The organism is Caulobacter sp. GW821-FHT10A06, from assembly GCF_059415805.1.
Window position 1 is genome coordinate 244,510 of the sequence record NZ_JBWKNY010000008.1, and the last position, 25,918, is coordinate 270,427.

Here is a 25,918-nt window from a genome sequence, read left to right on the forward strand (position 1 = left end):
CGACGGGTGTCAATCCGGCCGCGTTACTTCGCGAACTTCTTCTTCAGCTCCGCCAGGGTGTACGCATTGCCCCACTCGAAGTGCCCGTACACCATCTTGGCCTCGGCGTTGTCGCCGTAGCCGGTGTTGGTCAGCCGCACCCGCGTACCCTCCGCGATCGGCGTGAACTCGATCACCGTCACGGTCTTCTGGAACTCGCCCTGGCCCGCGAAGCCCACCGGCGCCTGGATGTTGCGGATCACCAGCAGCTGATCGGGGATGAAGGTGACGATCTGGTTCTTGATGTTGCCCGCGTCGCCCGGCTTGGCCTTGGGGTCGTAGCTGGACTCGATCATGCCGCCGGTGCGCAGGTCGACCTGGGCCATCGGCACCGCCCAACTCTTGAAGCCGTCGGTCGTGGCGAAGGCCTCGAACACCGCTTTCGGCGGGGCCGGGATGTCCATCGACAGCTGCAGCGCCTTCTGGCCGGCGGCGTCGACATAGGAGGTGTTCGAGACGCCGGGAAAATCCTTCCAGCTGCGCGTCTGGGCGTTGGCCGCTCCTACGAAAGCCAGCAGCGCGGCGGCGGCGATCATCGTCGATCGGATCATGCTCTCCCCTCCCCAGGGTCGCTTGAATGACCATTCAAGTGAAGCACGACTTGATTGAACGTTCAAGCCCGGTGCAAACTGCGGCCATGGCTCCCCAGAACCCGCTCGACACCCGCAGACGCATCCTGCTGACGGCGATGGAGCTGTTCGCCGCCAAGGGCTACGGCTCGACCTCGGTGTCGGACATCCTCTCGCGGTCGCAGGCCAACAGCGGCAGCCTGTACCACTTCTTCCCCGGCAAGCAGGACGTGCTGGTCGGGGTGCTGGAGATGTACCGCGACGGCATCCAGGAGATGCTGCTGGACCCGGCCTGGCGCGGGGTCGAGGACCCGGTCGAGCGTATCTTCGCCCTGCTGGCGGCCTATCGCGGCATGCTGCTGGAGACCGAGTGCCTGTACGGCTGCCCGATCGGTTCGCTAGCCCTGGAGATCCATGAACCGGATCCGCCGGTGCGCGAGCTGCTGGCGCAGAATTTCATCAACTGGACGACGGCGATCGAAGGCTGCCTCAAGGACGCTGGCCTGCCGTCGGGCATGGACCTGCGCGGCCTGTCGGAGTTCATCCTGACGACGATGGAGGGCGCGGTCATGCAGGCCCGCACCCACCGCGACATCGGCTTCTTCGACCGCAGCATCGCCCAGCTGCGTCAGCATATGGCGCTGCTGACGGCGAAGGCGCTGGCCTAGAGCCGGTCCCGCAGCGCGTACCAGGAGAGGCCCGCTACCGTCAGCGGCCAGCGCAGCAGGCGACCGCCGGGGAACGGCGGGGTCGGCAGGCGCGAGAGCAGCTCGACCCCAGCGGTTTCGCCCAGCGCCGCATCGGCCAGCAGCTTGCCGACATAGGGCGCCAGCATCACGCCCTGGCCGGAATAACCGGAGGCCACGCGCACGCCCGGCGCCACGTCGCCGACGAACGGCATGCGGCTCATGGTGATGCCCAGCGTCCCGCCCCAAGCGTGGGTGATCGGGATGTCTTTGAGCCGCGGATAGACCTTGGCCAGGTTCTTCCGAACCATCCCCGCGATGTCGCTCGGGAAGCCCGGCCGATAGTTCTCGCCGCCGCCGAACAGCAGCCGGCCGTCGGCGGTCTTGCGGAAGTAGTTCACGACGAAGCGGCTGTCCGACACCGCCGCGTTCGAGCGGATGATCGCGTCGGCCTGCTCGCCCAGCGGCGCGGTGACGGCGATGAAGTTGTTGATCGGCATGACCCGCGCGCGGGCCTTGCCGGCCATGGCGTTCAACAGGCCATCGCCGCTGAGGATCAGCTGGTCGCAGGTCACCCGCCCCGTGGCGGTCTCGACCACGATCTTGCCGCCCTCCCGCCGCCAGCTTTCAGCGCGGGTGTTTTCGTGGACTGCCACTCCCGCCGCGACCATCCGCCTGGCCATGCCCAGCGCTAAGTTCAGCGGATGCACGTGCCCGCCGCCGCGATCGACCAGGCCGCCGTAATAGACATCCGTGCCCAGCTCATCGGCGAGCTCGACCTCGCCGATGAGCGCCAGCTGGTCGTAGCCGTAGCGGTCGGCCATCAGCGCGACATAGGCCGCGTCCTCGGCCTCGCCGTTCGGCTTGTGCCGAGCATGGATCATCCCCGGCCGCCAGTCGCAGGGGATCGTGTCGGTCAGGGTCTTGAAGTGCGTCCGCGCGTCCTCGGCCAGACGCCACAGAGCCAGGGCGTCATCACGACCGACGGCCTTCTCCAGCCACGCCTGATCGCGCCGCTGGCCGGTATGAACCTGCCCGCCGTTGCGCCCGCTGGCCGCGCAGCCGACCCGGCCGGCCTCGAGCACGATGACACTCGCTCGCCCCGCCAAGGCCATCGCCGCGCCAAGCCCCGTGAACCCCGCCCCGACGATACAGACATCGGCGCTGACGTCGCCGTCCAGCGGCGTAAGGTCGGGGTGATCGTGGGCCGTGGCCGCGTACCAGTTCCCGGCTCCGTAAACCTCAGACATTCAGCAGCAGGAACTCCCGCTCCCACGGGCTGATCGTGCGCATGAAGGTCTCGTACTCGGCCTGCTTCACGCGGTCATAGGCCTGGCTGAAGATCGGTCCCAGGATCTCGACCAGCGGCTCGCACTCGGTGAATAGCTTGAGCGACTCCGACAGGCTGCGCGGCAGCTGTACGCCCGCCACGCTGGCGTCGGTGTCGACCGGATCGCTGGGCTTCAGGCCCTGGGTCATGCCCAGATAGCCGGCCGCCAATGAGGCGGCGATGGCCAGATACGGATTGGCGTCCGACGAAGGAATCCGGTTCTCCAGACGCCGGTTGGCCGGGTCCGACGGCGGCACCCGCAGGCCGCAGGTGCGGTTGTCGTAACCCCACTGGGTGTTGACCGGCGCGCCGCTATCCCGCGCGATCCGGCGGTACGAATTCACGTACGGCGCCAGGATGGCCATGATCGCCGGCAGATAGGTCTGCTGGCCGGCGATGAAGCCGTGGAACAGCGCCGTCTCCTCGCCGGTCTTGCGGTGCGAGAACAGGTTGTCGCCGTCCTTGTCGACGATCGACTGGTGGATGTGCATGGCGCTGCCGGGCTCGGACGCCATCGGCTTGGCCATGAAGGTGGCGTAGATCTCGTGCTCCAGCGCCACCTCGCGGATGGTGCGCTTGAACATGAACACCTGGTCGGCCAGCTCCAGCGGATTACCGTGCCGCAGGTTGATCTCCATCTGCGCCACGCCGCTTTCGTGGATCAGGGTGTCGATCTCCAGGCCCTGGCGTTCGGAGTATTCGTACATGTCCTCGAACAGCGCATCGAACTCGTTGACCGCGCTGATCGAATAGCCCTGACGGCCCGTCTCCGGACGTCCCGAGCGGCCGATCGGCGGCTTGAGCGGGTAGTCCGGGTCGGTGTTCTTGTCGACGAGATAGAACTCGATCTCCGGCGCCACGATCGGCACCCAGCCCTTCTCGGCGTACAGCGCCAGCACCCGCCGCAGCACCTGGCGCGGGGCCTCCTCGACGGGACGGCCGTCGGGGTGGAAGGCGTCGTGGATCACCTGCGCCGTCGGGTCCTGCGCCCACGGCACGGCGGCCAGGGTCGCGAAGTCCGGGGTCAGGAAGATGTCGGTGTCGGACTGCACCGCCGTGACCACGCCCTCGAACTCGGGGAAGTCGCCGGTGATGGTCTGGTAGAACACCGCCAACGGCAGGTTCATCGACGGCGTCCCCAGGAACTTGCGCACCGGCATGATCTTGCCGCGCGCCACGCCGGCCAGATCGGGCACGACGCACTCGATCTCCTCGATGCTCTGCCGCGCGAACCAGGCCTGAGCCTCCTCCAGCGACGAGACGCCCCGGTTCAGCGTGGTCTCGCGCTTGGCCTTGTTGTGCTTCGGTTTCATGCCGCGGCCTCCGGTTTCAAGGCGCGCAGCACGGGCTCGGCCTCGTCCAGAGACTGGCGGATGATGGCGACAAGTTTGTCGATCTCGGCGTGGGTGATGATCAGCGGCGGGCAGCAGACGATGCTGTCGCGGATGGCGCGGACCATCAGGCCGTTCTTGATGCACAGGTCGCGGACGATCGGACCGGCCTCGCCTTCCTTGTCGAGGAAGCGATGGTTGGTCCCCTTCTCGCGGACGATCTCGACGGCGCCGATCAGGCCCAGCGAGCGGGTCTCACCGACCAGCGGGTGGTCGTTCAGGCTGGCAAGCACCTTGGCCAGATACGGCCCGGTGTCGTCGCGGGTGCGCTCGATCAGGCTCTCGCGCTCGAGGATCTCGATGTTCTTCAGCGCCACGGCCGCGCAGGTCGGGTGGCCGGAATAGGTGAAGCCGTGGATGAAGTCGCCGCCCTTCTCGCGCAGTTCGGCGACGATGTGGTCGGCCACGCCCACCGCCGAAATCGGCAGGTAGCCGGACGACAGGCCCTTGGCCATGGCGATCAGGTCCGGCTTGATGCCGTAGTGCTGATGGCCGAACCATTGGCCCAGCCGCCCGAAGCCGCAGATCACCTCGTCGCAGACCAGCAGGACACCATACTTGCGGCAGAGCGCTTCCACCGCCGGCCAGTAGCCATCCGGCGGAATGATCACCCCGCCCGCCCCTTGCACGGGCTCGCCGATGAAGGCCGCGACGTTCTCGGGGCCGACCTCGAGGATCTTGTCCTCGATCTCCTTGACCGCGCGGTCGCGGAAGGCGGCCGGGTCCTCGCCGAAGCCGTCGCCGAACGGATAGGGCTGCATGACGTGCTCGACCCCGGGGATCGGCAGGTCGCCCTGCTTGTGCATGTGCTTCATGCCGCCCAGCGAGACGCCGGCCACGGTCGAGCCGTGATAGGCGTTCCAGCGGCTGATGAAGACCGTCCGCGACGGCTGCTCCTTGAGCTTCCAGTAGTGGCGGACCAGGCGGAAGACCGTGTCGTTGGCCTCCGACCCCGACGAGTTGAAGAACACGTGGCTCAGCTGGCCGCCCATCTTCTCGGCGATCTTGGCCGCCAGGGTCACGGTCGGCGGCGTCGCGGTCTTGAAGAAGGTGTTGTAGTACGGCAGCTCCAGCATCTGCTCGTAGGCGGCGTCGGCCAACTCCTTGCGGCCGTAGCCGACATTGACGCACCACAGGCCGGCCATGCCGTCCAGGATCTGGTGACCCTCGCCATCGTGGATGTAGACGCCGTCGGCGCGGGTGATGATCCGGCTGCCGCCCAGCTCGGCGATGACCTTGTGGTCGGCCTGGGCCGGCAGGTGGTGGGCCAGATCGAGGCGCTTGAGCTCGGCGATGTCGTGGTTGCGGATCGGGACGGTCATCGGTGGCTCCTGACGATACTTTTCGTTTTCTCCCTTCCCCTTGGATGGGGAAGGGCGGGGATGGGGTGACCCCGGTTGACGGGGGTGCGCGGCCTCCACCGCCGCATCACCCCCACCCCAGCCCTCCCCCATCGAGGGGGAGGGAGAGTTCTCAGCTCAACAACACCGCCGGCGAGCAGGCGTGCCAGCACAGCCACACCGTCTCGCCCAGCTTGAAGTCTTCCTGGTCCCAGCGGGTCAGGTTCGAGCGCTGGACCTTGATCCGGCGGCCGCCCTTGATCTCGACCTCGTAGGTCGAGGAGCCGCCCAGATAGGCCTCGTGCTTGATGACACCGGCGATGGCGTTGGTGCCTTGCGGGCAGTCGCCGAGGTTGGGCGGGACATCGCCGTCCTTCTTGTGCAGCTCGATCTTCTCGGGCCGGATCGCCGCCCAGACCGTGCCGCCACGGGCGCCGGTGACGCCGTGGTCCAGGAAGATGTCGACCGGCAGGTCGGGCGAACGGATCACCGCGTGGCTGGGCTCGTCGACGGCCAGCACGCCTTCGAACAGGTTCACCTGGCCAATGAAGTCGGCCACGAACCGGCTGTTGGGGAACTCATAGAGGTCGTTGGGCGAGGCCACCTGCTGCAGCAGGCCCTTGCTCATCACCGCGCAGCGGGTGGCCAGCGCCAGGGCCTCGTCCTGGTCGTGGGTGACCATGATGAAGGTGATGCCGACCTTCTCCTGCAGGGTGCACAGCTCGGTGCGCATCTGCTCGCGCAGCTTGGCGTCCAGGGCCGACAGCGGCTCGTCCAGCAGCAGCACCCGCGGGCGTTTCACGAGGGCGCGAGCCAGGGCCACGCGCTGGCGCTGACCGCCCGACAGCTGGTCGGGCTTGCGGCCGCCATAGCCGCCCAGTTGGACCAGCTCCAGGGCCTCCTCGACGCGACGGTCGCGCTCGGCCTTGCCGACCTTGTCGACCACCAGGCCGTAGGCGACGTTGTCGGCCACGGTCATGTGCGGGAACACGGCGTAGGACTGGAACACCATGTTCACCGGCCGCTTGTTGGGCGGCACGTTGGAGATGTCCTCGCCGTCGATCAGGATGCGCCCCTCGGTGGGCGTCTCGAACCCGGCCAGCATCCTCAGCAGGGTGGTCTTGCCGCAGCCCGACGGGCCCAGCAGGGCGAAGAACTCGCCCTCGGTCACGGTCAGGGAGACGTTGTCGACGGCGGCCACCTTGCCGAAGCGTTTGGTGACGTTCTCGAAGGTGATGATCGGCTTGCTCATTTAGCGTCCCCCGCCCCGTGGCCAGCCGTGGCCGCCGGGTCCCCCTGCAGTTTCAGCGCCGCCGCGGTCAGCAGCACGGTCAGCACGATCAGCACCGTCGAGGCCGCGTTGACCTCCGGCGTCACCGAGAAGCGGACCATCGAATAGACCTTCACCGGGAAGGTCACCGTGTCGGGACCGGCGGTGAAGAAGGTGATGACGAAGTCGTCCAGGCTCAGCGTGAAGGCCAGCAGCGCCCCGGCCACCAGCGACGGGGCCATGTGCGGCAGGATCACGTCGCGGATGGTGCGGAACTCGCCGGCCCCCAGGTCGCGGGCCGCCTCCTCCATCTCGCGGTTGAAGCTGGCCATGCGGGCCCGCACCACCACCGCCACGAAGGGGAACGAGAACGACACGTGGGCGATGATGATCGCCCCCAGGTTCAGCGGCCACGGCAGGTCCTGCGGCCAGGGCATGACCCGCGCGAAGAACACCAGCATGGCCACGCCCATGCAGATCTCGGGCACCACGATCGGCAGGGCCAGCGCCCCGTCCAGGGCCGTCTTGCCGGGGAAGCGGAAGCGCCACAGCACCAGGGCCGCCGAGGCGCCGAGGATCAAGCTGATCACCGTCGAGACCGCCGCGATCGTCAGGCTGTTGCCAAACGCTTCCAAGAGGGCGGAGTCGTTGAACAGCTTGTCGTAATATTTGAGCGTGAAGCCCTTCCAGACGATGTTGCGCTTGCTGTCGTTGAAGCTGAACACCATCAGCGCGATCAGCGGCGCGTAGAGGAAGACCCCCACGGCGGCCAGCCAGGCCTGCATCTGCCAGCGGCGGAGGTACTCGAGAGGACCGGGAGCGGAGCGCTTGCTCATCCTTTGGCCTCCGGCGTGCGCTTGGCCAGCAGGGCCTGGATCGCGATGGCGATGAAGGTCAGGTACATCAGCACGAACGACATGGCCGCGCCGAAGGGCCAGTCATTGGCGCGCTTGAACTGGCGCTCGATGACGTTGGCGATCATCTGGCTGTCGGGACCGCCCAGCAGGTCAGGCGTCAGATAGGCGCCGAGCGCCGGAATGAAGGTGATCAGCACGCCCGAGGCGATGCCCGGCAGAGCCAGCGGCACGACCACCTTGAACAGGGTCCGCAGGTGCCCGGCGCCCAGGTCCAGGCTGGCCTCCAGCAGCGACTTGTCGAGCCTATCGAGGGCCGAATAGAGCGGCAGCACCATGAAGGGCAGGTGCACGTAGACGAGCCCCAGGATCACCGCGAAATTGTTGTGCAGCAGCTCCAGCGGCTGGAAGTCGCCCAGCGGCTGCAGGCCCACCAGCGCCGCGAACGTCCCGCCGCCCTTCCACAGCCATTCCAGGCCCTGGTTGACGTAGCCCTCGGTGCGCAGCACGGCGATCAGGGCGTAGGTGCGGATCAGCAGGTTCGTCCAGAACGGCAGCATGATCAGCAGCAAGAGCCAGGTCTTGGCCTTGTCGGACGCGAAGGTGATGGCCAGGGCGACCGGGAAGCCGATCACCAGGCACAGGCCCGTGGTCAGCCCGGCGACCCAAGCCGACTTCAGGAAGATCTTCAGGTACAGCGGCTCGATCGCCCGGGCGTAGTTGCTGAACGTGCCGCTGATGGCGATCTCGGTCAGGCCGGCGTTATGGCCGAAGCTGTAGGCCCAGACGATCGCCATCGGCGCGAGGAAGAACAGCGCCAGCCACACCAGCGGCGGTCCCAGCGCCGCGGCGAAGACGGCTTTCGCCTGTTTCCAGGATTGTTCCATCGTCAGCATCTCTCCCTTCCCCCTTTGACGGGGGAAGGGCGGGGTTGGGGGTGAAAGCGGTTCAGAACTTGGCGAGGCTGGAGTGACATCCACCGTGGGCGTCACCCCATCCCCAACCCTTCCCCATCAAGGGGAAGGGAGTCGGATCAAGCCGCCCGCACCCGCGTGATGACTTCCTCATACAGGCTGGCCTTCTCGGCCCCTTCGAACGCCCCGTACTCGCACTTGGCCATGACGTCGGCCGGCGGGAAGATCACCTTGTTCTCGCGGTACGCCTCCGGCATCAGCGCCTTGGCCGCAGCATTGGGGGTCGGGTAGAGGATCGTCTTGGTGATCTCGGCCCCGGCCTGGGCGTCCAACAGGTAGTTGATGAAGGCGTGGGCGTTGTTGGGACGCGGCGCGCCCTTGGGGATGCACAGGGTGTCGCTGTTGATCAGCGAGCCCTCCTTGGGCACCACGAAGTCGATGTCCGGGTCGTCCTTCATCACCTGGGCGATGTCGCCATTGTATTCGAGGACGAGGTCGACTTCCTTCGACACCAGCAGGTCCTGGCCGTTGTCGTCGTGGAAGGCCTTCACGAACGGCTTCTGCTTGATCAGCATCTGCTCGATCTTGGGGATCATGTCGGCCGGGATGTCGTTGACCGAGTGGCCCAGATACTTGGCCGACAGGCGCACCAGGTCGGCGCTTTCCGACAGCAGGGCGATGCGACCCTTGTACTTGTCGCTGTCGAACAGCCACTTCCAGCTGTCGGGCACGCCGTCGACCTTGCTCTTGCGATAGCCGATGCCCAGCAGCAGCCAGGTGTAGGGCATCGAGTACTTCCGGCCCGGGTCGAAGTCGGGATTGAGGAAGGACGGGTCGATGTTCTTCATGTTCGGGATCTTGGCGTGATCCAGCGGCTCAAGCATGCCGGCCTGGCCCATGCGGGTCACGAACTCGTTCGAGGGCACGATGACGTCGAAGCCCGGATTGCCCGCCTTGAGCTTGGCGAACAGTTCGTCGTTCGTCGCGAACAGGCTCATGTTCACGTCGACGCCGGTGGCCTTCTTGTAGTCGCCCAGCGTGGTCTCGCCGATATAGGTGTCCCAGTTGTAGAAGTTCAGCTTGGGCTCTTCGCCGTTCGCCCCGGTGGCCTTGGGTTTCTCACCGCAGGCCGTGAAGCTGAGGCCAATGGCCGCCGCCCCGAAGGCCGTCAGAAGCGAGCGCCGCGAGGCCCCGCCGTTCCTGTATCCGCTCATCCGAAACTCCCTCATGTTTCGTTGCAGTAGTTGTCAGGCGTTACGCAGGTACCAGTCGAAATCGAGCTCGGTGACCACCTCGAAGAACCGCGCCTGTTCGGTGCGCTTGACCGAGACGAACATGTCCACGAAGCGGTCGCCGAGGTAGTCGCGCAGCACGGCCGACTTCTCGAAAAGATCCACCGCCGCGAACCAGTTGGCCGGCAGCCGCGACTTCTCTTTGGCCGCCGCCGCATAACCGTCGCCGACCACCGCCGGGCCCGGATCGATCTTGTTCGTCAGGCCGTGGTGGGCGCTGGCCAGCAGCACGGCCATCACCAGATACGGATTGCCGTCGGCCCCGGCGACGCGGTGCTCGACGTGGCGCGTCGGGGCCGGACCGGCCGGGACACGTAAGCTGACGGTGCGGTTGTTGACGCCCCAGGTGGCCGCGACCGGTGCGTAGCTGTTGGCCTTGAAGCGGCGATAGCTGTTGGCGTTCGGCGCCAGGATCGCCATGCCCTCGCCCAGCAGCGCCTTCATGCCGCCGATGGCGTGCTTCAGCATCGCCGAGCCTTCGGTGTCCTCGGCCGCGCATAAGTTCGTCCCATCCGCGTCGTTGAAGCTGACATGGACGTGGAAGCCGTTGCCCGCCCGGTCGGCCCAGGGCTTGGCCATGAAGGTCGCTTCGCAGCCGTGGCGCAGGGCCACGCCCTTGGCCATACGCTTGTACAGCAGGGCGTCGTCGCAGGCGCGCAAGGCGTCCGGCTTGTGCTTCAGGGTTAGCTCGACCTGGCCCGGCGCGAACTCCGAGATCGCGCCCTCCAGCGGCACGCCGATCACGTCGGCGGTATCCCACAGCTCGCGCAGGAACGGGGCGTGCGCCTCCAGCTCGGGCAGGCCGTAGACCTGGATGCCGCTGGGGCGCAGGCCGGTCTGCATCGACTTGGCCGGCTGCAGCTCGCCGCCGGGGCCGCGCTCCAGGTCGACGAGGTAGTATTCCAGCTCGCAGGCGGCGACCGGCGTCAGGCCATCGGCGGCATAGCGGTCCAGCACCCGCTGCAGCACGTGGCGCGGGTCGAGATCGTTGGGCGTCCCGTCCAGCTCGTACAGCGACAGCATCACCTGGGCGACGTCGGGGCCCAGCCACGGCGCGAGGGTCAGGGTGCCCGGAACCGGCCGCGCGCGGCGGTCGGCGTCGCCGTCTTCCCAGACCAGGCCGGTGTCCTCGCAGTCGGCGCCCAAGGTGTCGACCACCAGGATCGAGCCCGGCAGGAAGCGGCCGTATTCGTAGATCGCTTCCAGCTCATGCACGCGCAGCCGCTTGCCGCGCGGCACGCCGGTCATGCTGGTGAAGAACACGTCGACGAACCGCACCTGCGGGTGGGCGGCCAGGAAGTCCCGGCATTCCTGGATGTCGGCTACAGCGCTCATGCGTCCCCCATCGCCGCCGCGAAGCCGTCCACGGCCGCGACCAGCCGATCGATCGCCGCGCCGTCGGTGACGGGCGAGACCAGCATCATGTTGTGGAAGGGCGCGATCAAAACGCCCCGGTTGATCAGCCACAAGTGCAGCGCTTCCACGGCCTCATGGTCCAGCACTTTCCGCATTTCAGCGGCATTCTTTGGCGGAGGATCGGCGAAGACCAGTTCAACGCGGGCGCCGACATGGGCGACGGACCACGGCAGCTTGCGGGCGGCGATCACGGCTTTCAGGCCCGCGACCAGGCGGTCCGCGCCGGTCAACATCCAGGTATAGGCCGCGTCGGTCATCACCTCGGACAGCATGGCCCGCATGGCGGCCATGGCCAGGGCGTTGCCCGACAGCGTGGTGCCGATGCCCGACTGGCCGGGACCGATCCGCGCCTGGGCCTCATCCATCCGCGCCGAGAGCTCAGCGGTCACGCCCCAGATGGCGGCCGGCACGCCGCCGGCGACGGCCTTGCCCAGGACGAAGACGTCGGGCTCCAGGTCGTAGGTGCGCGTGTAGCCGCCGGGACCGGTCGAGATGGTGTGGGTCTCGTCGATGATCAGCAGCGTCCCGGCGTCGCGGGTCAGCTTGCGCAACGCGTCGTGGAAGCCAGGCTCGGGCAGGATCATCCCGCAATTGGTCATCACCGGCTCGGCCAACACGGCGGCGACGTCGCCCGGCGCGAGCGCGGCTTCCAGGGCTTCGAGATCGTTGAACGGCACGACACGGGTGGTGGCCGTCAGGTCGTGAACCTGGCCCAGCAGGCCCGGCTTCATCACGCCCTGCCCGTCCTTCAGCACCACGAAGGCGTCATCGACCATGCCGTGGTAGCAGCCGTCGAACACCAGCACGACGGGCCGCTGCGTCACCGCCCGCGCCCAGCGGATCGCCGCGCGGTTGGCGTCGCTGGCCGTGGTCGCCGTCTGCCACAACGGCAGGCCAAAGCGCTCGGCCAAGAGCTTGCCGACGATCACTGCCGAGGCGGTCGGCAGCATGAACCCCGCCCCACGCTTGATCTGGTCGGCGACGGCGGCGGCCACCGAGGCGTCGCCATGCCCGAACATCGACGGCGTGTCGCCCAGGCAGAAGTCGTCATAGAGCTTGCCGTCGACATCGGTGACCTGCGCCCCGACGCCTTGCGCCGCAAAGATCGGCGACGGCGACGCCCAGTCGTTCATCCAGTGCATCGGCGCCCCACCGCGCCAGACGGCCGAGGCGGCCTTGGCCATGGCGACGGAGCGCGGATGCTCGGCCAGGAAGCGCGCGCGCTCGTCGGCCAGCAGGTCGGACAGAGGGCGGGCGAGCTGGGCGATCATCCGACCCCGCCGAAACAGAGGTACTTGGTCTCCAGATACTCATCGAGGCCCTCGGACGAGCCCTCGCGGCCCAGGCCGCTTTCCTTCACCCCGCCGAACGGCGCGACCTCGGTGGAGATCAGGCCTTCGTTGATGCCGACCATGCCGGCCTCGATCGCCTCGGCCACGCGCCAGCAGCGGGCGACGTCCTTGCTGTAGAAGTACGAGGCCAGGCCGAACGGCGTGGCGTTGGCCAGCTCAATCGCCTGCTCCTCGGTGTGGAACTTCACGATCGGCGCGACGGGGCCGAAGATCTCTTCCTGGAACAGGCGCATGTCCGGCGTCGCGCCGCTGAGCACCGTCGGCTGATAGAACAGCCCGCCCAGGTCGTGGCGGTCGCCGCCGGTCACCACCTTGGCCCCGCCCTCGACAGCCTCGCGCACCAGGCTCTCGACCTTGGCGATGGCCTTGTCGTTGATCAGCGGGCCGATCACCACACCCTCGCCCGTGCCGGGCCCGACCTTCATCGCCGCCACCTTCTCGGCCAGCCGCGCGACGAAGGCGTCATGGATGCCGGCCTGGACGATCAGGCGGTTGGCGCAGACGCAGGTCTGGCCGGTGTTGCGGTACTTGCTGGTGATGGCGCCATCGACGGCGGCCTCCAGGTCGGCGTCGTCAAAGATGATGAAGGGCGCATTGCCGCCCAGCTCCAGCGACAGCTTCTTCATCGTGCCGGCGCACTGCTGGTAGAGGATCTTGCCCACCGGCGTGGAGCCCGTGAACGACAGCTTCCGCACCCGGCTGTCATCGCACAGCGCCTTGCCGATGCCGGCCGAGTCCTTGCCGGTGACGACGTTGAGAACGCCCGCCGGCACGCCCGCCTCGACCGCCAGCCGGGCGATGGCCAGGGCGCACAGCGGCGTCTCGGCGGCCGGCTTGACCACCACCGTACAGCCGGCGGCCAGGGCCGGGCCGACCTTGCGGGTGATCATGGCGATCGGGAAGTTCCACGGCGCGATGGCCGCGCAGACCCCCACCGGCTGCTTGATCGAGACCAAACGCTTGCCCGACATCGGGGTCGGGATGGTGTGGCCGTAGGCGCGCTTGGCCTCGTCGGCGAACCAGTCGATGAACGCCGCCCCGTAAGCGACCTCACCCTTCGACTCCGCCAGCGGCTTGCCCTGCTCGGCGGTCATCAGGCGGGCCAGGTCGTCGGCGTGGGCGAGCATCAGGTCGCTCCACTTCCTCAGGATCGCGCCGCGCTCCTTGGCGGTCCTGGCGGCCCAGGTCGGGAAGGCCCGGTGCGCGGCCTCGATGGCCACCCGCGTCTCGCCGGCGCCCAGGTCGGCGACATTGGCGATCACCGTCCCGTCGGCCGGATTGAGCACCTCGAAGGTGGCGCCGCCCTCGATCCAGAGGCCGTCGATGAAGGCTTCGGTTTCAACGAGATTGAGTGTCATGGGGCTACCTCAGCGTCACGGACACCGACTTCAGGTCGGCGTACTTGTGCAACGCATGAAGGCTGCGGTCGCGGCCAAAGCCCGACTGCTTGAAGCCCCCGAACGGCATGGTGATGTCGCAGGCGTCCCAGCCATTGACCCAGACCAGCCCCGCCTTCAACCGCTTGGCCCCACGCAGGGCGCGGTTGATGTCGGACGTCCACAGGCCCGCGGCCAGGCCGTAGACCGTGTCGTTGGCCAGGCGCAGGGCCTCGTCCTCGGACTTGAAGGTCATCACGCCCAACACCGGGCCGAACACCTCCTCGCGAGCCAGGGTGTGGTCGGCTTCCAGACCGTCGAAGATTGTCGGCTCGACATAGAAGCCGCCGGTCTCCTGGCGCACGCGCTGGCCGCCCAGCACCCGCCGCGCGCCCTGGCTATCGGCGGTGGCGATGTAGTCCAGGGCGGTGTTCATCTGCCGCTCGCTGACCATCGCGCCGAACTGGGTCGAGGCGTCCAGCGGATCGCCGACGACCATGGCCTTGGCGACCGCCACGACCTTCTCAAGGAAGGCGTCCTTGATCGAGGCCTCGACCAGCAGGCGCGAGGCGGCGGTGCAGACCTCGCCCTGGTTATAGAACACGCCCCAGGCGGCGGCCTGGGCGGCGGCGTCGAGGTCCGGGCAGTCGGCGAAGACGATCTGGGGCGACTTGCCGCCTAGCTCCAGGCTGACCCGCTTGAGGTTCGAGCGCGCCGAATATTCCATCAGCTTGCGGCCCACGGGGCCCGAGCCGGTGAAGGCGATCATGTCGACGTCGTTTGACAGCGCCAGCGCCTCGCCGGCGACACCGCCCAGGCCAGGGATGACGTTCAAGACACCTGCCGGGAGACCCGCTTCCAGCGCCAACTCGCCCAACTTCAGCGCGGTCAGCGGCGACTGCTCGGCGGGCTTCAGGACGACGGAGTTGCCCATCGCGAGCGCCGGCGCGACCTTCCACATCGCCATGTGCAGCGGGAAGTTCCACGGCACGATCGCCCCGATTACGCCCAGCGGCTCGTGCACGGCGTAGCTCAGGCGATCGACCGGCGAGGCCCCGACCTCGCCATAGACCTTGTCCAGCGCCTCGGCGTACCAGCGGCAGGTGCCGATCGCGAGCGGCACGTCGACATTGCGGGCGTCGCTGATCGGCTTGCCGACGTCCAGGCTCTCCAGCAGGGCCAGCTCCTCGGCGTCGCGTTCCATCAGCTCGGCCAGGCGGAACAGCACCTTCTTCTTGGCGCGTGGGCCCTGGTCGCGCCAGCGGCCGTCCTCGAAGGCGGCGCGGGCGCTGGCGACGGCGCGGGCCACGTCCTCGCCCTGACAGGCCGTGACCTGGTTCAGCACCAGCCCGTCGCGCGGCGAGACATTGTGGAAGGTCGCGCCCGAGGCGGCCTCCTCATGCCGGCCGTCGATGATCGCCAGCCCCGGCAGGGCCAGGCGCGAGAGACGGTCGGTGATGTCGGCGGGCAGGGTCACGCGGGATAATCCGGACTAATTGTGATCACAGTTTTACGACGATGCGGAGGAGTCAAGCACCCGACTTTACGGTCCCGCCTCGACAGCGGCCCGCATCTTGTCCATGCCTTCGGAAAGGTCAGCGGCGATGGCGCGGCGGGCGCCGTCCGCGTCACCGTCCTTGAGAGCCGTGATCGCCTCGGCATGACGGTCGGCGGCCAGGTCGTTGGCGCCCACACGGCCGAACACCACCCGCATGAACGGCCCGACCTGCAGCCACAAGCCGCCGGCCATGGCCTCCAGCACCTCGGCCCCGGCCCGCTCGTAGATGGCAAAATGGAAGGCGTGGTTGGCGGTCATGTAGCGGTCGACATCACCCAGCCGCAGGGCCTCGTCGACATCGGCGTCGATGGCCTGGAGTTGGCGGATCAGTCCGGTGTCGGCGTTTTTCGCCGCGCGGGCGGCCAGCTCGGGCTCGACCCACAGGCGGGCCAAAGAGAGCTGCTCCAGCCGGTCGGCGGTCAGCGAGGGCACGGACAGCCGCTTGTTGGCCGGATTGATCGCCAGCGCCCGCTCGGCCACCAGGCGGCGGACGGCGTCGCGCACGGGCATCGGCGAGACGCTCAGCTCGGCGGCCAGGCTGCGCAAGCTCACGCCCTTGCCCGGTGCGATACGCCCGGTGATCAGCGCCTGGCGGATCGCCTCGTACACCTGGTCGTGGACGGCCGTCTGATCTGCGAGCGGTTTGCGCACTTTCCCCACTTCCGGATGGAGGTGACTTGCCAAGTCACACCCGATTGCGATCACAATGCAATCCCCAGAAGGAGTTCTCCCGCCATGCCTGACTTCGGCGCCAACGATCTCGACGCCTTCTGGATGCCGTTCACGCCGAACCGGCGGTTCAAGAGCAACCCGCGCATGCTCTCGTCGGCCAGCGGCATGCTCTACAAGACGCCCGAGGGCCGCGAGGTGCTGGACGCCACGTCCGGCCTCTGGTGCGTCAACGCCGGCCACGACCGTACGAAGATTCGCGAGGCCATCCAGCGCCAGGCGGCCGAGATGGACTACGCCCCCTGCTTCAACATGGGCCACCCGCTGGCCTTCCAGTTCGCCTCGCGCCTGGCCCAGGTGACGCCAGCGGGCCTGGACCGCATCTTCTTCACCAACAGCGGTTCGGAGTCGGTCGACACCGCCCTGAAGATCGCGCTCGCCTACCACCGCGCCCGCGGCAAGGGGACCAAGACCCGGCTGATCGGGCGCGAGCGCGGCTATCACGGGGTCGGCTTCGGCGGCATCTCGGTGGGCGGCATCCCGACCAACCGCAAGTACTTCGGATCCCTGCTCACCGGCGTCGACCACCTGCCTCACACCCACGGCGTGCCCGGCAACCTGTTCGCCAAGGGCCAGCCCGAGCACGGCGCCCATCTGGCCGACGACCTGGAACGGATCGTCGCCCTGCACGACGCCTCCAACATCGCCGCCGTGATCGTCGAGCCGGTGGCCGGCTCCACCGGCGTGCTGGTCCCGCCCAAGGGCTATCTCGAGCGCTTGCGGGCCATCTGCGACAAGCACGACATCCTGCTGATCTTCGACGAGGTGATCACCGGCTTCGGACGCCTGTCGACCCCGTTCGCCGCCGATCGCTTCGGCGTCACGCCCGACCTGATCTGCATGGCCAAGGGCCTGACCAACGCCGCCGTTCCGTGCGGCGCGGTGGCCGCCTCGACCAAGATCTATGACGCCATGCTCGAGGGCGCCGACGCCCCGATCGAGCTCTTCCACGGCTACACCTATTCGGCCCACCCGCTGGCCTGCGCGGCGGGCTTGGCCACCCTGGAAACCTACCAGGAGGACGACCTCTTCGCCCGCGCCGCCGGTATGGAAAGCTACTGGCAGGAGGCCATGCACAGCCTGGCTGACGCCCAGCACGTGGTCGACATCCGCAACCTGGGCCTCGTCGCTGGCATCGAACTCGCCCCCCGCCCCGGCGCTCCGACCGCCCGCGCCATGGAGGTCTTCGAGACTTGCTTCGACGAAGGCCTGCTGATCCGCGTCACCGGCGACATCATCGCCCTGTCGCCACCGCTGATCCTGGAGAAGAGCCACATCGACCGCATGGTCGAGACCCTGCGCAAGGTGCTGAGCAAGGTCGACTAGAACGGACGCGGCGCCCCGGCGTTGTCACCGGACGCATCCGGGAGCCCCGCCATGTCCGACTACACGCTGTACTACTGGTCCGCGCCCTTCCGGGGCCAGTTCGTGCGGGGCGTCCTGGCCTTCGCCGGCAAGACCTGGACCGAGGCCGGCGACGACGCGATCGGCGAGCTGATGGCCGGCTCGGTCAAGGACATGCCTGTCCCGTTCATGGGTCCGCCGCTGCTGGTCGACCACAAGGCCAGCGTCGCCATCGCCCAGATGCCGGCCATCGTCCTCTATCTGGGCGAGACCCTGGACCTGCTGTCGAAGGACCCGGCGTTGAAGGCCCTGACGCTGAAGATCGTTTGCGACGCCAATGACGTCATCGACGAACTCACCCTGGACGGCGGCCGCCAGATGTGGACCGACAAGCGCTGGGAAGAGTTCGAACCGCGCCTGGAAAAGTGGATGTCGTTCTGGGAGGAGACCGGCCGCCGCCATGGCCTGAAGAAGACCTCGGGCTTCCTGCTGGGCGGCGACGCGCCAGGCATCGCCGACGTGGTCACCGCCGTCCTGTGGTCGACCATAACCGAACGCTTCGAAAAGATCGGCCAGATCTTCGACAAGACCGCGCCGCACACCGCCGCCCTGGTCCGCCGCGTCGCCGACCTGCCGCCACTCAAAGCACTCGCCGCAAAGGCCCGCGACGACTACGGCGACACCTGGTCCGGCGGCCAGATCGAGGCCTCGCTGCGGAAGGTGCTAGGGGCCTAACCTCTCGGCTTGAACGACATCGCCACGTCGCACCGCTCATAGCGCGCCCCGAACAGCCGCATGATCTCGGCGTCGTGGACGAAGCCCAGCTTTTCGTAGAGGTGGATGGCCGGCGCGCACTTGGTGTTGGTCAGCAAGTAGACCTTGTCCATGCCCAGGCTGGCGGCGCGTTCCAGGGTCTTGGCCAGCAGGTATTCGCCGACCTTGCGGCCGCGCGCGTCGGGCGTCACGCCCATCTTGGTCAGCTCGACCCAGCCGTCCTTGGACACCATCAGGGCCGCCGTGCCGACCACGCCCAGGTCGGGCGTCTCGGCGAACAGCACCACCCCGCCCTTGTCGAGGATCAGCTCGCGCGGCCGCGACAGAAGGTCGATGTCGTTCTGCTCCAGCGAGAACATGTCGCTGATCCAGTCGGCGTTGATCCGATAGAACGCCTCGGCCAGGTCGTCGGAGAAGTCGCGGGCCCACATGGTCGGCGCGCCCGCCGCCTCGATGCGGGCCAGCAGCGACTTTTCCGTCAGCCGCGCCTCCACCTTGGAGAGCCCCTGCATGAAATCCCCCTGCAGGCCCTCGACCAGTTCGGCGGCGGCGCCCTCGATGCGCGGCAAGAGCTCGGTCTGGACCCGGGCCAGCAGCGCCTCGCCCTTCTCCGTCAGGGCCAGGCGCCTGGAGCGCCCGTCGCCCGGCACGGGTCGCGCCTCCACGAAGTCGCCGAGCGTGCCTAGCGCGCGCGTCACCGTCGGCTGGGCCAGTTGCAGGCGCTCGGCCAGCTCGCCGACCGCGATCGGGCCGTGCAGGCGGATGGTCATCAGCAGCGACATCTGCGCCGGCTGCACCGGCAGGTCGAGGAAACGCGCCACCTCGGCGGCGTCGGCCTGCATGCGTTCGGCCAGGCGTTTCAGCCGGCTGCCCAGGAACCCCACGCCAAACCCCGCCAGCAGATCGACGTCCATGTCGAACCTCCATTTCATAGCACGCTATATAGCTAGCTATGAAATGGCCGGATTGGCAAGAGGCCAACTACATCCTGAAGGGCGGAATGACGACGCAGCGCACCTGGTCCTTGATCACCGTGACCGCCGCCGATTTCCCGCCGGTGAGGTCGTAAAATTGGTCACGCCCGCCCAGCGACACACGCAGATAGTCCGGCGCGCCGAACTTGCAGACGGCGTAACGAACCTTCTCGCCCCCGACCCGGTCGACCAGGTGCGTGCAGCTCATCGTCCCGCCGGCCCGCTGGAACAGCGTCTCGTCATAGGGGGTGGCCTGCGGATAGCGGCGCAGGCTTCGGAAGATCGTGGGGTCAAGCGGCGCGCAGGCCGGGCCTGAGACGCGCCAGACCGCGTCCCGACGCACCGCCTCGGCGCGATCGTGGCGGGCCATCACCTCCGCGCCCACGCCGATCAGCGCCACGAACCCGACGACGACCGGCGCCCAGCGCCAGGGGCTCCGCGCACGGCCTTCCAGGGGCAATTTTCGGATACGGACCTGATCGGTCGCCATGAGGGAACTCACATTTGTAAGCCAGATGTACGTTCGTAAATCATGATCCCACGCCTGTCACTACCGAACGGCGTTCATCACACTTGACGCAGACGCGTTACATTTGTAGCGTACTCGCGACATCACAGAGATCCGCCGCCATGACCGAACCCTCCGACCTGGAACTGGAAGTGCTGAAGGCCTTCTGGCGCGGCGGCGCGATGAGCGCCCGCGAGGCGCAAGGCCTGATCGAGCCCGAGCTGGGCTGGAGCGCCTCGACCACCCGCACGGTGCTGGAGCGCATGGTGGCCAAGGGCCTGCTGGTCCGCCGCTCGGTGCACGGCCTGGCCGTCTATGAGGCCCACAAGGGCAAGGTCGACGTGATCGGCGGGGTGCTGAACCGCCTGCGCGGCCTGCTCGAGATCGACGGCCGCCTGCCCGCCTCGGCCTTCGCCGGCAGCCAGATCCTGTCCGCGACCGAGATCGCGGAACTGGAGACCCTGCTCAACACCGCCAAGGCTTCCGGGGAGGACAAGTGATGCATCCGCTGCTCGCCTCCACCACGCTTGGCCTGATCGCCGCCTGGCCGGTCGGCGTGCTGGGCCTTGGCCTGGGCCGCCTGGTCGAACGCGTGACCGACGATCCGCGTCCGCGCGCCGCCGCCTGGAGCCTGGCCTACACCCTGCCCGGCGCCGCCCTGGCCGCGACCGTGGCCCTGACCTTCGCGCCGAAGCCGCAAGCGCCGGTCGCTGAGGTCTCCGCCGTGGCCGCTCCGGTCGCGACCTCGACCTGGACGCCCGAAAGCGAACTGACGACCAACCTGGCCTGGAGCCTGGTCGGCCTGTCCGCCGCCGGCCTGCTGGCCCGCGGCCTTCGCTGGAACGGCGGCCGCCGTCGCCTGGCGGCGATCCGTAGCAGCGCCGAGCCCTGCCAGGACACCGCCCTGGTGGAAGCCATCCGTCGCCGCGCCGCCCTGCTGAGCGTGACCGCGCCACCCGTGCGGGTCAGCGACCAGATCAGCGAGCCGTTGCTAGCCGGCGCCCGTCGGCCCGTCATTCTGTTGCCCAAAGCCCTGGTCGAGACCACCGACGCCGCTCGCCTGGAACTGGTCTGCGGCCACGAACTGGCCCACCTGAAGCGCGGCGACAACTGGCGCATCCCGGCCGAGGAAGCCCTCGCCGGCCTCTTCTGGCTGGCCCCGCCGGTCGCCGCCCTGCGCGGCCGCATGCTGGCCGCTCGCGAGGCGGTTTGCGACAGCGCCGCCCTGGCCGACGCCGCACCCGAGGCTCGCCGCGACTATGCCCGCGTGCTGGTCGAGGCGTTGCGGATGAACGCCATGCCCTCTGCTCAATCGGCCTTCACCGGCCGCGAGCGCAAGCTGGCCCGCATGCGCCTGTCGGCGATCCTGCAGCCAACCAGCGGCGCCTCGGCCGGTCGCGTCGGCCTGGCCATCGTGCTGGGCGGCGTCCTGACGGCGGTCACCGGCGCGGGCTCGCTGGCCCTGGCCGACCAGGCCCGCCGCCTGGCCCCGCCCGCGCCCGTCGCCATGGCCGAGGAAGCCGCTCCGGCAGCAGAAGCCGCCCCCGCGGTCGAGGCCGCGCCGATGGCGATCCAGGCCGCGCCCGCCGCACCGGCGGCCCCTGCGGCGGAGGCCGCGCCCGCCGCGCCAATGGAGATCGCCGTCGCGCCCGATCCGCGCCCGGATCCGCGACCGAACCCGCAGCCCAACCCTCAGCCGAATCCGCAACCCAATCCTCAGCCGAACCCGCAGCCGCGTGTCGAGGCCAAGGTCGCGGTCGAGCCGTCCGTGTCGGTCCAGATCCAGGTCCAGCCGACCATCCGGCTGATCCTGCCCGACGACAAGGCGCAGGACCTGGGCCGGCAGATCAAGATCATCAATCCCGACGTCAGCACACGCACCTCGACCCAGTCCAAGGCCTCGGTCAGCGTCAACGTGCGCAGCGCCGAGTCTCCGTGGGAGCGCCGCTGATGAGCCCGCTGTTCGCCTCCGCCGCCCTGGGCCTGGTCGCCGCCTGGCCCGTCGCCGGCCTGGGCTGGCTGGCCGGCAAGGCCGCCGACCGCCTGACCGGCGATCCCGCGCCGCGCGCCGCCGCCTGGAACCGCGCCGTCGCCCTGCCGCCGACGGTGATGGCCCTGATGGTCGGCGTCTCCGCCTTGCCGGAAGAGGCCACGACGCCCGTCTACCAGGTCGTCATGGCCTCCCGCGCCGTCGCGACCGCCAGCTCCGTCGTCACCGACGCCTCGTCCCGGGCGCTGTCCGGCTTCAACGGCGTCGAAGTCCTGGGCGGCGTGCTGATCCTGGGCGCGCTGGGCGGCCTGGCCGTCACGGCCATCCGCCAGGCCATGGGCCGCGCCAAGCTGCGCCGCATCGTGACCAAGGCCCGCCCCGTGTCACAGGACCTGGCCCTGGCCGTCCGCGCCGCCGCCCGTCGCATGGACACCGGCCGCCCCGAGGTGAAGGTCAGCGACGACATCGACCAGCCCCTGCTGGCCGGCCTGTCGACGCCGGTCATCCTGCTGCCGTCGTCCATGGTCGCGCGGCTGGACATCGACCGCCTGGTCCCCGTCTGCGCCCACGAGCTGGCGCACCTCAAGCGCGGCGACAACTGGCGGCTGTTGTTCGAGCACCTGCTGGGCGGCCTGTTCTGGATGGTCGCGCCCTATGCCGCCCTGCGCACCCGCGCCGCCGCCACGCGTGAAGAACTGGCCGACGCCCTGGCGCTGGACGGCGCCGCCCCGGCCGTTCGCCGGTCGTATGCCGAGACCCTGATCGACGTGCTGCGCACCCGCGCCGCCCCCACCCTGCACCCGGCCTTCACCGGCAAGGGACGGAGACCCACCCACATGCGCCTGAAAGCCATCACCGAACCGCGCGCGCCGGCCAGCCTGGCCCACCGCGCCGTGCTCGCCCTGATCAGCCTGCTGGCTGTGAGCGCGGCGACCACCGGCTCGATCGCCCTGGCCCAACAGGGCGAAGGCGGCGGCCGCACCAGCAGCCGCAGCACCATCAGCGACGGTAAGGGTCAGTATATCGATATCCGCTCGGACTATGTCCGCGTCACCAATGCCGAGCTGATCGGCGGCCAACTGAAGCCTGAAGAGGGTCAAACCTGGACCTATCACGGCAATATCCGTGTGCGCGGCCGCCTGAACGGGCCGCAAACCCGGGTGCTGGTGAACGGCCAGGCCCCGCCGGCGGGCTTTGATCCCACCGCGTTGCCGAAGGGGTCGATCAACGAGCTGCAGGTCACCCACTATCAGCGCGACGCCGCGCCCAGCGTGATCCTGAACGTCATCATGTAGCTTATGACACCGGTGGACAAAGCCGGTTTCGCTCGGCATTTTCGCCCCTGACCAGACGGCGGGACCAAGCATCCCGTCGTCGCTTTCGGGGATGGACCATGCTCAGCCGCCACCTTCTCGCCGCCGCCGGCGCGCTCGCCCTGACCTTCGCGACGGGCTCGGCCCTGGCCGCTGACATGCTGGCCTTCCCCGGCGCCGAGGGCGCGGGCCGGTTCAGCACCGGCGGTCGCGGCGGGGCGGTGATCCACGTCACCAACCTGAACGACGACGGCCCCGGCAGCCTCCGGGCGGCGATCGCGGCCACCGGCCCGCGCACGGTGGTCTTCGACGTCGCCGGCACCATCCAGTTGAAGCGTGAGCTGAAGATCAGCAACGGCCAGATCACCATCGCCGGCCAAACCGCCCCGGGCGGCGGCATCACCCTGCGCGACCAGACCCTGGTGGTCAGCGCCGACGACGTGATCATCCGCTTCATCCGCTCGCGCCTGGGGGCCGAGAGCAAGGTCGAGGGCGACGCCATCTGGATCAGCGGCGGCCGGCGGATTATCCTGGACCACGTCTCGGCCAGTTGGTCGGTGGACGAGACCCTGTCGGCCTCGGCCCGCTACGATCGTCCGGATCAGGGCTTCTATGACCTGACCGTCCAGTGGTCGATCATCGCCGAGAGCCTGGCCCACTCGATCCACGTCAAGGGCGACCACGGCTATGGCAGCCTGATCCGCGGCGGCAATGGGTCGAAGATCAGCTTCCACCACAATCTGTGGGCCAACCACATGGCCCGCGCGCCGCGTCCGGGCAACTACGACGGGCCGGACAAGGATCCGATCGGCGCGTTCTTCGATTTCCGCTCGAACGTCTTCTACAACTGGGGGAGCGACAAGTCGGGCTACAACGCCGACAAGGCGACGCTGTCGGCCTACAACTTCGTCGACAACGCCTACATCCCCGGCCCCAGCTCGCAGAAGCCGATCGCCTTCAAGGAAAGCGACACCCTGGCCAAGGCCTATTTCGCCGGCAACAGCATGGACGGCGTCGTGCCGAGCGATCCGTGGAGCCTGGTGACCTTCACCATCCCCGAGCCCGCCGGCTATCGCCTGGCCGCGCCCGTCGACGTCGCCCCGGTGACGCCCGAGCCGGCCGACAAGGCCTATGCCCGAGTGCTGGCCGACGCCGGCGCTTCGGTGTGGCGCGACCCGGTCGACACGCGGATCCTGGAGGGTGTGAAGACCCGTACAGGCAAGGTGATCAACGTCCAGTCCGACGTTGGTGGTTGGCCGGCGCTGCCGGCGGGCAAGGCGGCCAAGGATACGGATGGGGATGGGATGCCCGACGCCTGGGAGAAGGCGCACGGGCTGGATCCGAAGAAGGCGGATGGCGCGATCGTCGGCAAGGACGGCTGGACGAACCTGGAGCTCTATCTGGCGGATGCGGCGAAGGTGCGGGGCTGAGCCTTAGATCCTCCCCCGCGATGCGGGGGAGGTGGCCCAGAGGGCCGGAGGGGGCTAGCTGGATCTATGCCGCATTAGCCCCCTCAGTCGCTACGCGACAGCTCCCCCGCATCGCGGGGGAGCATCTTTCTTCCCTGTTTTGCGACACGCTTCTGTTTCCGCTAAACCCCCCGGCATGTCGCACAACACCTTCGGTCACCTGTTCCGCGTCACCACCTGGGGCGAAAGCCACGGCCCGGCGCTCGGCTGCGTCGTGGACGGCGTGCCGCCCGGCATCGCGCTGACGGCCGAGATGATCCAGGGCTTCCTGGACAAGCGTCGTCCGGGCAACGGCAAGTTCGTCACCCAGCGCCAGGAGCCGGACGCCGTGCGCATCCTGTCGGGCGTGTTCGAGGACGAGCGGACCAACGGCCAGCGCACGACCGGCACGCCGATCAGCCTGATGATCGAGAACACCGACCAGCGCTCCAAGGACTATGGCGAGATCGCCCAGGCCTTCCGCCCCGGTCACGCCGACTATCCCTATTTCGCCAAGTACGGCGTGCGCGACTATCGCGGCGGCGGCCGCAGCTCGGCGCGCGAGACGGCGGCCCGCGTGGCGGCCGGCGCGGTGGCGCGGCTGGTGATCCCCGGCGTGACGATCCGCGCCGCCCTGGTGCAGATCGGCCCGCACGCCATCAACCGCGACAACTGGGACTGGGCCCAGACCGAACAGAACCCCTACTGGTCGCCCGACGCCGAGATCATCCCGGTGTGGGAAGAGCACCTGGAAAAGATCCGCAAGGCCGGCTCCTCGACCGGCGCTGTCGTGGAAGTGGAAGCCATCGGCGTCCCCGCCGGCTGGGGCGCGCCGCTCTATGGCAAGCTGGACGCCGAGCTGGCCGCCGCCCTGATGTCGATCAACGCCGCCAAGGGCGTGGAGATCGGCGAAGGCTTCGCCAGCGCCGCCCTGACCGGCGAGGACAATGCCGACGCCATGCGCCTGGGCGAGAACGGTGAGCCCGTGTTCCTGAGCAACCACGCCGGCGGCGTCCTGGGCGGCATCTCGACCGGCCAGCCGGTGGTGGCGCGGGTGGCCTTCAAGCCGACCTCGTCGATCCTGATCCCCCGCCAGACCCTCAACGAGGCCGGCGAGGAAGTCGACCTGCGCACCAAGGGCCGCCACGATCCGTGCGTCGGCATTCGCGGCGTGCCGGTGGTCGAGGCCATGACCGCCTGCGTGCTGGCGGACGCCTTCCTGCGCCACCGTGGGCAGACTGGCGGCCACGTGTTCGCCCCTGGCGCGAGCCGATGATAGCGTAAACAATGGTCAGTCGACGTGCCATTAACTGGTCTTACCACTGAATTAGTTCAGGTTTCGGGTTGACGTGCATACGTTTGCAGGCGTAAGCCTCACTTGAACGTATCCCCTGACGCGCGATCATCACGCGCCATGGTTGCGGTACGCGGCGCGAACCAGGGGGCTTGGC

At 68.5% G+C, this 25,918-nt stretch carries 23 protein-coding genes; 8 read left to right on the forward strand and 15 right to left on the reverse strand.

The window, feature by feature from the left end:
• Positions 1–23: 23 nt before the first annotated feature.
• Positions 24–590 carry an SRPBCC family protein gene (locus AC07NF_RS23825; RefSeq protein WP_494633202.1) on the reverse strand — a complete coding sequence of 189 codons (567 nt, stop codon included), beginning with the start codon at positions 588–590 and terminating at the stop codon, positions 24–26.
• A gap of 86 nt (positions 591–676) precedes the next feature.
• On the opposite strand from AC07NF_RS23825, the gene AC07NF_RS23830 reads away from it, so the two are divergent.
• Positions 677–1,276, forward strand: a complete 600-nt coding sequence (locus AC07NF_RS23830) for a TetR/AcrR family transcriptional regulator (protein WP_494633203.1) — start codon at positions 677–679, stop codon at positions 1,274–1,276.
• On the opposite strand, the gene AC07NF_RS23835 is transcribed toward AC07NF_RS23830, so the two are convergent.
• The 12 genes from AC07NF_RS23835 to AC07NF_RS23890 form a co-directional block, all read right to left on the reverse strand.
• The gene (locus AC07NF_RS23835) at positions 1,273–2,544 is read right to left on the reverse strand and encodes an NAD(P)/FAD-dependent oxidoreductase (protein ID WP_494633204.1); all 1,272 of its coding nucleotides are present in this window, start codon (positions 2,542–2,544) and stop codon (positions 1,273–1,275) included. The two genes, AC07NF_RS23830 and AC07NF_RS23835, sit on opposite strands and share 4 nt — an antisense overlap.
• Positions 2,537–3,937 (reverse strand): glutamine synthetase family protein, encoded by a 1,401-nt coding sequence (locus AC07NF_RS23840; protein ID WP_492813401.1) that lies wholly within the window; start codon positions 3,935–3,937, stop codon positions 2,537–2,539. Before AC07NF_RS23840 ends, AC07NF_RS23835 begins: the two co-directional genes overlap by 8 nt.
• A complete protein-coding gene (locus AC07NF_RS23845; RefSeq protein WP_494633205.1) occupies positions 3,934–5,337 on the reverse strand; it encodes an aspartate aminotransferase family protein in 1,404 nt (467 codons plus the stop codon). The genes AC07NF_RS23840 and AC07NF_RS23845 overlap by 4 nt, the downstream gene beginning before the upstream one ends.
• Positions 5,338–5,488: 151 nt before the next feature.
• Positions 5,489–6,607, reverse strand: a complete 1,119-nt coding sequence (locus AC07NF_RS23850; RefSeq protein WP_494633206.1) for an ABC transporter ATP-binding protein — start codon at positions 6,605–6,607, stop codon at positions 5,489–5,491.
• A complete protein-coding gene (locus AC07NF_RS23855; RefSeq protein ID WP_494633207.1) occupies positions 6,604–7,461 on the reverse strand; it encodes an ABC transporter permease in 858 nt (285 codons plus the stop codon). Before AC07NF_RS23855 ends, AC07NF_RS23850 begins: the two co-directional genes overlap by 4 nt.
• A complete protein-coding gene (locus AC07NF_RS23860) occupies positions 7,458–8,375 on the reverse strand; it encodes an ABC transporter permease (RefSeq protein WP_494633208.1) in 918 nt (305 codons plus the stop codon). The genes AC07NF_RS23855 and AC07NF_RS23860 overlap by 4 nt, the downstream gene beginning before the upstream one ends.
• Before the next feature lie 137 nt (positions 8,376–8,512).
• The gene (locus tag AC07NF_RS23865; protein WP_494633209.1) at positions 8,513–9,607 is read right to left on the reverse strand and encodes an ABC transporter substrate-binding protein; all 1,095 of its coding nucleotides are present in this window, start codon (positions 9,605–9,607) and stop codon (positions 8,513–8,515) included.
• 33 nt (positions 9,608–9,640) lie between these two features.
• Positions 9,641–11,020: a glutamine synthetase family protein gene (locus AC07NF_RS23870; RefSeq protein ID WP_494633210.1), complete on the reverse strand. Its 1,380-nt coding sequence runs from the start codon at positions 11,018–11,020 to the stop codon at positions 9,641–9,643.
• Positions 11,017–12,372: an aspartate aminotransferase family protein gene (locus AC07NF_RS23875; protein ID WP_494633211.1), complete on the reverse strand. Its 1,356-nt coding sequence runs from the start codon at positions 12,370–12,372 to the stop codon at positions 11,017–11,019. The genes AC07NF_RS23870 and AC07NF_RS23875 overlap by 4 nt, the downstream gene beginning before the upstream one ends.
• Positions 12,369–13,811 (reverse strand): NAD-dependent succinate-semialdehyde dehydrogenase, encoded by a 1,443-nt coding sequence (locus tag AC07NF_RS23880; RefSeq protein ID WP_494633212.1) that lies wholly within the window; start codon positions 13,809–13,811, stop codon positions 12,369–12,371. Before AC07NF_RS23880 ends, AC07NF_RS23875 begins: the two co-directional genes overlap by 4 nt.
• A 4-nt stretch (positions 13,812–13,815) precedes the next feature.
• The gene (locus tag AC07NF_RS23885; RefSeq protein WP_494633213.1) at positions 13,816–15,306 is read right to left on the reverse strand and encodes an aldehyde dehydrogenase; all 1,491 of its coding nucleotides are present in this window, start codon (positions 15,304–15,306) and stop codon (positions 13,816–13,818) included.
• A 66-nt stretch (positions 15,307–15,372) separates the two neighbouring features.
• Complete coding sequence (locus AC07NF_RS23890; RefSeq protein ID WP_494633267.1) at positions 15,373–16,047, reverse strand: GntR family transcriptional regulator; 675 nt, start codon at positions 16,045–16,047, stop codon at positions 15,373–15,375.
• A gap of 75 nt (positions 16,048–16,122) precedes the next feature.
• Here AC07NF_RS23890 and aptA point away from each other — a divergent pair, with 75 nt between their 5' ends.
• On the forward strand, positions 16,123–17,442 hold the full coding sequence (aptA, locus tag AC07NF_RS23895; protein ID WP_494633214.1) for an omega-aminotransferase AptA: 1,320 nt from the start codon (positions 16,123–16,125) through the stop codon (positions 17,440–17,442).
• Between the two features lie 51 nt (positions 17,443–17,493).
• A complete protein-coding gene (gst, locus tag AC07NF_RS23900) occupies positions 17,494–18,195 on the forward strand; it encodes a glutathione transferase, Atu5508 family (RefSeq protein ID WP_494633215.1) in 702 nt (233 codons plus the stop codon).
• Here gst and AC07NF_RS23905 read toward each other — a convergent pair.
• Positions 18,192–19,148 carry a bifunctional helix-turn-helix transcriptional regulator/GNAT family N-acetyltransferase gene (locus AC07NF_RS23905; RefSeq protein ID WP_494633216.1) on the reverse strand — a complete coding sequence of 319 codons (957 nt, stop codon included), beginning with the start codon at positions 19,146–19,148 and terminating at the stop codon, positions 18,192–18,194. The genes gst and AC07NF_RS23905 overlap by 4 nt on opposite strands.
• A 67-nt stretch (positions 19,149–19,215) precedes the next feature.
• Positions 19,216–19,698, reverse strand: a complete 483-nt coding sequence (locus tag AC07NF_RS23910) for a hypothetical protein (RefSeq protein ID WP_494633217.1) — start codon at positions 19,696–19,698, stop codon at positions 19,216–19,218.
• A gap of 140 nt (positions 19,699–19,838) precedes the next feature.
• Between AC07NF_RS23910 and AC07NF_RS23915 the strand changes: the two genes are divergently transcribed.
• From AC07NF_RS23915 to aroC, 5 genes are all read left to right on the forward strand, one after another.
• Positions 19,839–20,216 carry a BlaI/MecI/CopY family transcriptional regulator gene (locus AC07NF_RS23915; protein ID WP_494633218.1) on the forward strand — a complete coding sequence of 126 codons (378 nt, stop codon included), beginning with the start codon at positions 19,839–19,841 and terminating at the stop codon, positions 20,214–20,216.
• A complete protein-coding gene (locus tag AC07NF_RS23920) occupies positions 20,216–21,667 on the forward strand; it encodes a M56 family metallopeptidase (RefSeq protein ID WP_494633219.1) in 1,452 nt (483 codons plus the stop codon). Before AC07NF_RS23915 ends, AC07NF_RS23920 begins: the two co-directional genes overlap by 1 nt.
• A complete protein-coding gene (locus tag AC07NF_RS23925; protein ID WP_494633220.1) occupies positions 21,667–23,001 on the forward strand; it encodes a M56 family metallopeptidase in 1,335 nt (444 codons plus the stop codon). The genes AC07NF_RS23920 and AC07NF_RS23925 overlap by 1 nt, the downstream gene beginning before the upstream one ends.
• A 98-nt stretch (positions 23,002–23,099) precedes the next feature.
• The gene (locus tag AC07NF_RS23930; protein ID WP_494633221.1) at positions 23,100–24,449 is read left to right on the forward strand and encodes a pectate lyase; all 1,350 of its coding nucleotides are present in this window, start codon (positions 23,100–23,102) and stop codon (positions 24,447–24,449) included.
• A gap of 175 nt (positions 24,450–24,624) precedes the next feature.
• Entirely contained in the window at positions 24,625–25,743 is a 1,119-nt protein-coding gene (aroC, locus tag AC07NF_RS23935; RefSeq protein ID WP_494633222.1) for a chorismate synthase, read from the forward strand.
• Positions 25,744–25,918: the final 175 nt, after the last annotated feature.

Bases quoted from the DNA above. Each gene is read 5' to 3' on its own strand.
- AC07NF_RS23840 (WP_492813401.1), bottom strand. From the start codon at position 3,937: ATGAAACCGAAGCACAACAAGGCCAAGCGCGAGACCACGCTGAACCGG.
- AC07NF_RS23845 (WP_494633205.1), bottom strand. From the start codon at position 5,337: ATGACCGTCCCGATCCGCAACCACGACATCGCCGAGCTCAAGCGCCTC.
- AC07NF_RS23880 (WP_494633212.1), bottom strand. From the start codon at position 13,811: ATGACACTCAATCTCGTTGAAACCGAAGCCTTCATCGACGGCCTCTGG.
- AC07NF_RS23825 (WP_494633202.1), bottom strand. From the start codon at position 590: ATGATCCGATCGACGATGATCGCCGCCGCCGCGCTGCTGGCTTTCGTA.
- AC07NF_RS23875 (WP_494633211.1), bottom strand. From the start codon at position 12,372: ATGATCGCCCAGCTCGCCCGCCCTCTGTCCGACCTGCTGGCCGACGAG.
- AC07NF_RS23930 (WP_494633221.1), top strand. From the start codon at position 23,100: ATGCTCAGCCGCCACCTTCTCGCCGCCGCCGGCGCGCTCGCCCTGACC.
- AC07NF_RS23865 (WP_494633209.1), bottom strand. From the start codon at position 9,607: ATGAGCGGATACAGGAACGGCGGGGCCTCGCGGCGCTCGCTTCTGACG.
- AC07NF_RS23835 (WP_494633204.1), bottom strand. From the start codon at position 2,544: ATGTCTGAGGTTTACGGAGCCGGGAACTGGTACGCGGCCACGGCCCAC.
- AC07NF_RS23925 (WP_494633220.1), top strand. From the start codon at position 21,667: ATGAGCCCGCTGTTCGCCTCCGCCGCCCTGGGCCTGGTCGCCGCCTGG.
- AC07NF_RS23850 (WP_494633206.1), bottom strand. From the start codon at position 6,607: ATGAGCAAGCCGATCATCACCTTCGAGAACGTCACCAAACGCTTCGGC.
- AC07NF_RS23920 (WP_494633219.1), top strand. From the start codon at position 20,216: ATGCATCCGCTGCTCGCCTCCACCACGCTTGGCCTGATCGCCGCCTGG.
- AC07NF_RS23915 (WP_494633218.1), top strand. From the start codon at position 19,839: ATGACCGAACCCTCCGACCTGGAACTGGAAGTGCTGAAGGCCTTCTGG.
- AC07NF_RS23830 (WP_494633203.1), top strand. From the start codon at position 677: ATGGCTCCCCAGAACCCGCTCGACACCCGCAGACGCATCCTGCTGACG.
- AC07NF_RS23860 (WP_494633208.1), bottom strand. From the start codon at position 8,375: ATGCTGACGATGGAACAATCCTGGAAACAGGCGAAAGCCGTCTTCGCC.
- AC07NF_RS23910 (WP_494633217.1), bottom strand. From the start codon at position 19,698: ATGGCGACCGATCAGGTCCGTATCCGAAAATTGCCCCTGGAAGGCCGT.
- AC07NF_RS23855 (WP_494633207.1), bottom strand. From the start codon at position 7,461: ATGAGCAAGCGCTCCGCTCCCGGTCCTCTCGAGTACCTCCGCCGCTGG.
- AC07NF_RS23870 (WP_494633210.1), bottom strand. From the start codon at position 11,020: ATGAGCGCTGTAGCCGACATCCAGGAATGCCGGGACTTCCTGGCCGCC.
- aptA (WP_494633214.1), top strand. From the start codon at position 16,123: ATGCCTGACTTCGGCGCCAACGATCTCGACGCCTTCTGGATGCCGTTC.
- gst (WP_494633215.1), top strand. From the start codon at position 17,494: ATGTCCGACTACACGCTGTACTACTGGTCCGCGCCCTTCCGGGGCCAG.
- AC07NF_RS23905 (WP_494633216.1), bottom strand. From the start codon at position 19,148: ATGGACGTCGATCTGCTGGCGGGGTTTGGCGTGGGGTTCCTGGGCAGC.
- aroC (WP_494633222.1), top strand. From the start codon at position 24,625: ATGTCGCACAACACCTTCGGTCACCTGTTCCGCGTCACCACCTGGGGC.